Source organism: Streptomyces muensis, from assembly GCF_021474425.1.
Classification (GTDB): domain Bacteria; phylum Actinomycetota; class Actinomycetes; order Streptomycetales; family Streptomycetaceae; genus Streptomyces; species Streptomyces muensis.
Genome location: NZ_JAKEIP010000369.1, coordinates 1 through 6,297, shown reverse-complemented (window position 1 = coordinate 6,297; position 6,297 = coordinate 1). Strand labels below are relative to the sequence as shown.

General features: G+C 69.4%; 4 protein-coding genes. 3 read left to right on the top strand and 1 reads right to left on the bottom strand.

What is annotated here, in order from left to right:
• The first annotated feature begins 6 nt into the window (after nt 1-6).
• The 3 genes from L0P92_RS40925 to L0P92_RS40915 all read left to right on the top strand — a co-directional run bounded on the left by L0P92_RS40925 (nt 7) and on the right by L0P92_RS40915 (nt 5,096).
• Nucleotides 7-1,119 carry an LCP family protein gene (locus L0P92_RS40925; RefSeq protein ID WP_234768214.1) on the top strand — a complete coding sequence of 371 codons (1,113 nt, stop codon included), beginning with the start codon at nt 7-9 and terminating at the stop codon, nt 1,117-1,119.
• A gap of 228 nt (nt 1,120-1,347) precedes the next feature.
• Nucleotides 1,348-3,165 (top strand): LCP family protein, encoded by a 1,818-nt coding sequence (locus L0P92_RS40920; protein ID WP_234768213.1) that lies wholly within the window; start codon nt 1,348-1,350, stop codon nt 3,163-3,165.
• Between the two features lie 344 nt (nt 3,166-3,509).
• A complete protein-coding gene (locus L0P92_RS40915) occupies nt 3,510-5,096 on the top strand; it encodes an LCP family protein (protein WP_234768212.1) in 1,587 nt (528 codons plus the stop codon).
• 24 nt (nt 5,097-5,120) lie between these two features.
• On the opposite strand, the gene L0P92_RS40910 is transcribed toward L0P92_RS40915, so the two are convergent.
• Nucleotides 5,121-6,149: a glycosyltransferase family 2 protein gene (locus L0P92_RS40910; RefSeq protein ID WP_234768211.1), complete on the bottom strand. Its 1,029-nt coding sequence runs from the start codon at nt 6,147-6,149 to the stop codon at nt 5,121-5,123.
• Nucleotides 6,150-6,297 lie beyond the last annotated feature (148 nt).

Here is a 6,297-nt window from a genome sequence, read left to right as displayed (position 1 = left end):
GGGGGTGTGCTTGTCGTCGCCGGTGGGGTCGGGTGGGGCGTGTACGCCAAGCTCGAAGGGAACATCACGCCCGACGAGGCCGCCGCGGCCGAGCTCGCCCGGTACGAGAAGGAGCGGCCGACCTCGCTGGTGCGCGACGCCCAGAACATCCTGCTCATCGGGTCGGACTCGAGGGCCGGGAACGGCAACCGGCGCTACGGACGCGACTCGGGGACCGAGCGTTCCGACACCACGATCCTGCTGCACCTGTCCGCCGGGCGCCGCAGCGCCACCGCCGTGTCGATACCCCGCGACCTGATGGTGCACGTCCCCAGCTGCCGCCGCCGGGACGGCACCCGCACCCAGCCCATGTTCGCGATGTTCAACTACGCCTTCCAGAAGGGCGGTTCGGCCTGCACGATCCGTACCGTGGAGCGGCTCACCGACATCCGAGTCGACCACCACGTGGTCGTCGACTTCCACGGCTTCAAGGAGATGGTCGACGCCGTCGACGGCGTGGAGATCTGTCTGGCGAAGCCCATCGACGACAAGGCCGCCAGACTGCGGCTCCCGGCCGGGAAGGTGACGCTCGACGGCGAGCAGGCGCTCGGCTACGTCCGCGCCCGCAAAACCCTCGGCGACGGCAGCGACACCGACCGCATGGAACGCCAGCAACGATTCCTCGCCGCCCTGGTGCACAAGGTCCAGAGCAACGACGTCCTGCTGAATCCGGTCAGGCTCTACCCCGTCCTGGACGCGGCGACGTCCTCCCTGACCACCGACCCCGCCCTGGCCAGTTTGCGCGGTTTGTACGAACTCGCCCGTGGAGTGCGCGACATCCCCACTGAACGCGTGCAATTCCTCACGGTCCCTCGGGAGTCGTACATATACAACGCCAATCGCGACCAACTCGTGGAGCCCGAAGCGCGGCGACTCTTCCAGCGGCTGCGTATCGACGCCCCGGTGGAAGTCGTGAATTCGCCCGAAACGTCCCAGGGCCCATCCCGCGATTCTTCGCACAAGAGTTCGCGCGATCGTGACGCAAAGCCCGCTGGCAGACAGTCGAACGGTCCCGCCGATCCCACTCCGCCCGCACCCACCTTCCGGGGCAACACAGCCGCCGAGAACCCCTGCGGGTAAAGCGCTCACCAAGTCGGCGAACCCCAGTTCAAAGAAATGCGCCGGATTGCCCAGTTGTAGGGACGTGGAATTTGTCACCGTCGTCGCTCGACGCTGAACTGGGCGGATAGTGTGAGCGATCCGGTGCTCCCTGCCGTAGTTAGGCTTGCGCACTGTTTGACCGAAAGAGACCCGAGCGCCTTGGAGGGGGAAGGCGCCGCGTGGCCCCGACGGAGGATTCAGACAACCGTGGACGCGCAAGGCCGTGGGCGGGCGGACGACATCGATCCCGCAGACCAGTGGGTGCTCAATCCGAACACCGGTGAATACGAACTGCGACTGACTCCTTCCGCACCGCAGTCGTCGGTTCCGGGACCGCGCAGATCCGCCTCCCGGGCCGGCGCCGCCGCACGGGCGGGCGGACCGGCAGCGGGCGGCGCGGCGAGCGGCGCCGGAGGCGCCGTGCGCAACCGGACCGCCGCCCCGGCCCGCGACGGCCGGGACGTCCGCGAGCCACGCCCGGACCGGGGCGCACCCGGCCGCGAGGTCCCCTCGCAGCGCAGGCGCCGCGGCGCGCCCGAGGAGCCGTCGGCGGGGCGGCGCGGTCGCCGGCCGGTGAAGAAGAAGAGCAGGGCGAAGAAGGTCCTGCTGTGGACCGGCGGTGTGACGGCGTTCGTGGTGGTGGCCGCCGCGGTCGGCGGATATCTCTACCTGGAGCACCTCAACGACAACATCCAGTCCGTCTCCGACGACGGCGCGAGCACTGGTGGCTTCTCCAAGGACAAGGCCATCAACATCCTGCTCATCGGCACGGACAAGCGCACCGGCGCCGGCAACGGCAGCTACGGCGACGCCGGCAGCGCGGGTCACGCCGACACCACGATCCTGCTGCACGTCTCCAAGGACCGCTCGAACGCGACCGCGCTCAGCATCCCGCGCGACCTCATCGTCGACATCCCCGACTGCCCGACCACGCAGGAGGACGGCTCCCAGAAGGTCATCGCGGGCGAGACCGGCGTGCGCTTCAACACGAGCCTGGGCCAGGAGGGCCGTACGCCCAGCTGCACCAGCCGTACCGTCACCGAGCTGACCGGGATCAAGCCGGACAACTTCATGGTGGCCGACTTCAACGCGGTGAAGACGCTGACGACGGCGGTCGGTGGCGTCGAGGTGTGTCTGGGCAAGGACATCAACGACCCCGACTCCCATCTCAACCTCCCCAAGGGCGAGCATGTGATCGAGGGCGAGCAGGCGCTGGCCTTCGTCCGCACGCGGCACGCCGTCGGCTTCGGCGGTGACCTGAGCCGGATCGGACTCCAGCAGCAGTTCCTCAGCGCGCTGATGCGCAAGCTGAAGTCCAACGACACGCTCTCCAGCCCGACCAAGATGATCAAGCTGGCGGAGGCGGGCACCAAGGCGCTGACCGTCGACTCCCAGCTCGACAGCATCGACAAGCTGAAGGACCTCGGTCTGGAGCTGGGCAAGCTCAACACCAAGAACCTGACCTTCACCACGGTTCCGGTGATCGACAACCCGGCCGAGAAGGTCAAGGCGACGGTCGTACTGAACGAGACGACGGCTCCCCAGGTCTTCCAGGCGATCCAGAACGACGTCTCCTTCACCGAGGTCAAGCAGCAGAAGAAGAAGGAGGCCGCCGCCGTGGCCGCCCGGCTCAAGGGCACCAAGGCCGACGCCTCCGAGGTGCGGGTGCAGATCTTCAACGGCGGGGCCCCCGCGGGCAGCGCCCAGGAGACCCTGTCCTGGCTGCAGACCGAGGAGAACGTGACCAAGTCCGAGAACGCGGGCAACGCCCCGGCGACGCTGGCGAAGACGACGCTGGAGTACGCGCCGGACCAGGCGGACCAGGCACGCCGGCTCGCCGCCATCATGGGGCTCTCCGGTTCCGCGATGAAGCCCGGCGAGAGCGTGACCAACTCCCAGGGCCTGCCCACGATGACCCTGACGCTGGGCAAGGACTTCAAGGGCGCGGGCGTCTCGCTCACGGCTCCGACGAAGGCTCCCGACGTGGAGAAGTCCACCGCCGACAAGGTCGAGTGCGCGCAGTAGCCCTCGGCATGCCGCTCCCGGTACGAAATCCGCGGCGGGAACGCAACTGTGCCGGAGGTTCGTTGGTCTGACACACGACACCGGTGTGTCGACCGGCGTCGGCCGGGCACGGCACATGGCCGTACCCGGCGTGGATTTTGCCGACGCGTGGCCAACCCGGTCCGGACCCACAGAGGTCTGACAGGTAGCGAACCGGTGTCGGACAGGGTGGTCTGCCATGGTGCGCTCCGCACCGGACAGGGAGGTCCGGGGCGGAGCGAAGCCGTGTCGGGCAAAGGGCGGGGAAGGGCAGAGAGTTGGCGCAGAGCAGTGTGCGAGGGGAGGCCCCCGCGGTGGAGGACACCATGTCCCTCACCCCGCAGGCCGACCAGGACACGCCGGCCGACCAGGGCGGCCGGCACGGTGGCGGGGGTCGCAGAGGCGGCCGGGGCACCGACGGCAGGCGCCGCAGACGGCGTGCGCTGCGCTGGTCGGCGACGGTTCTGGCGGTGGTGATACTGGGCACCGCGGGTGCCGGGTATCTCTACTACCAGCACCTCAACGACAACCTGAAGAAGGACGACCTCAACATCGGCGACGCCAAGGACCGTGCCGCCGAGACCGAGGCGAACGCGGCGGGTCAGACGCCGCTGAACATCCTGCTGATCGGCTCGGACGCGCGCGACAGCAAGGAGAACCAGAAACTCGGCGGCGCCAAGGAGACGTTCGGCGGCACCCCGCTCGCCGATGTGCAGATGCTGCTGCACGTGTCCGCCGACCGCACCAACATGTCGGTGGTGAGCATGCCGCGCGACACCCTGGTGGACATGCCCAAGTGCACGGACCCGGACAGCGGGGACGTGTACCAGGCCCGCGAGCGCACGATGACGAACCAGTCGCTGGGCCGCGGCGGACCCGGGTGCACGGTGGCGACGTGGGAGAAGCTGACCGACATCCACATCGACCACTTCATGATGATCGACTTCGCCGGTGTGGTGTCGATGGCGGACGCGATCGGCGGCGTCCCGGTCTGTGTGAACGCCAACATCGAGTCCAAGGACAGCAAGGGCCACGGCTCGGGGCTGAAGCTGGAGAAGGGCACGACGTACGTCAAGGGCGAGCAGGCCCTGCAGTGGCTGCGCACCCGGTACGGCTTCGAGGACGGCAGCGACCTGGCCCGCGCCAAGGCACAGCACCAGTACATGAACGCGATGGTCCGCGAGCTGCGCAAGAACGCCAAGCTCAGCAACCCGGGCAAGCTGCGCGCGCTCGCCGAGGCGGCCACCAACGCCCTCACCGTCGACCCGGGCCTGGGCACGGTCGCCAAGCTGTACGACCTGGCGGGCGAGCTCAAGAAGGTGCCGACGTCGCGCATCACGATGACGACGATGCCGAACGAGTACGACACGATCCAGACCGGCCGGGTGGTGCCCACCGACGACGCCACCAAGCTGTTCCGGCTGGTGCGTGAGGACATCGCCCTCGACGGCAAGGACAAGAAGAAGTCCACCGAGGAGAAGGGCTCCACCGACCCGGCGGCGGCGGACGACGAGATCGCCGTCCAGGTGCAGAACGGCACCCGTACCGACACCCTCGCCCCGGCCTCCGGCCGTGCGACCACCGTCGCCGGGCTGCTCGTCGGCAAGGGCTTCACCAGGGCCGTGGCGGACGCCTCGACGACGCCGGTCGAGGACACGACGATCGTCCGCTACCCGAGCGCCGACCTGGAGGGCGACGCCCAGCGGCTCGCCAAGGCCCTCGGCATCCCCACCAGCGCCGTGGAGAAGTCCACGAACGTCTCCGGGGTCACGCTCGTCGTGGGCGCCGACTGGCGGGAGGGTACGGCGTACAAGGCGCCGAAGCAGGACGACAGGACGCCGGACACGGCGGAGGCGTTGAACGCCTCCGACACCAAGGCGTGCATGAAGGTGGACCCTGACTTCACCTGGTGACGGGCACCGCGCGCCCGGCGGGGCTCAGCTCGCGCTGAGGACCGCCGGGCGGCGCGAGGCGATGACCTTCCGCGCCAGGGAGCGCGGGCTGGTCAGGAAGCCGTAGCCCCAGGACATGTGCATGGTGGCGAGGGCGACCGGGATCTGCAGGCGTGCCTTCAGCGGGAGTCCCTTGCCGGCCGGGACGGACCCGGCGGCGATGGCCGCGACATAGCCGCCGGGGATCAGGAAGCCCCAGGGGGTCAGGGCCGCGCCGACCACGAGGCCCGCCGCAATCGCGCACACCGCGGTCGGCGGGGCGAGGTAGCGCAGGTTGATGGAGCCAGCGTGGTAGCGGGCGACGACGTGCCGCCAGCGGCCGTAGTCCTTGTACTGCTTGGCGAGGGCCTTCACGCTCGGCCTCGGGCGGTACGACACCTTCAGCTCGGGCGAGAACCAGATGAGGCCGCCCGCCTCGCGGATCCGGAAGTTCAGCTCCCAGTCCTGGGCGCGGATGAACTCCTCGTTGTAGCCGCCCTGTTGCTCCAGCGCCTCGCGCCGGAAGACACCGAGGTACACGGTCTCGGCGGCCTGGGCCGAACCGCCCGTGTGGAAGGCCGCGTTGCCGACGCCGATCTTCGAGGTCATCGCGGCCGCGACGGCGTGCTCCCAGTCGTTCTCGCCCTCGGCGTGCATGATGCCGCCGACGTTCTGCGCGCCGGTCTCCTCCAGGAGCCGTACGGCGGTGGCGATGTAGTTCGGCGAGAGCATGCCGTGCCCGTCGACGCGGACGACGATCGGGTGGCGGGAGGCCTTGATCGCGGCGTTGAGGGCGGCGGGGGTGCGGCCGGTCGGGTTCGGGACGGTGTGCACACGCGCGTCTTCGGCCACGAGCTCGGCGGCGATCTCGTCCGTGCGGTCCGTGGACGGACCCAGGGCGATCACGACCTCCATCTCGCCGGCGTACTCCTGCGCGAGGATCGCTTGGACGGCTCCGCGCAGATGCCGCTCCTCGTTGAGGACGGGCATGATGACGGACACGGCGGGGAGCTGCACGTCGGGATTGGCGTTCATAGGGGCCTCACGTTACCGCGAACGGGGGACAGCGGTGCGCGCCGCCGGGGTCGCTGCACCGGTCAGCAGATCGTATGGGCCTACGGTGCTCACGGATCCCACGTACGGCCCCCAGGGCAACCCCCCAGCGGAGGTATCCCCCCATGCC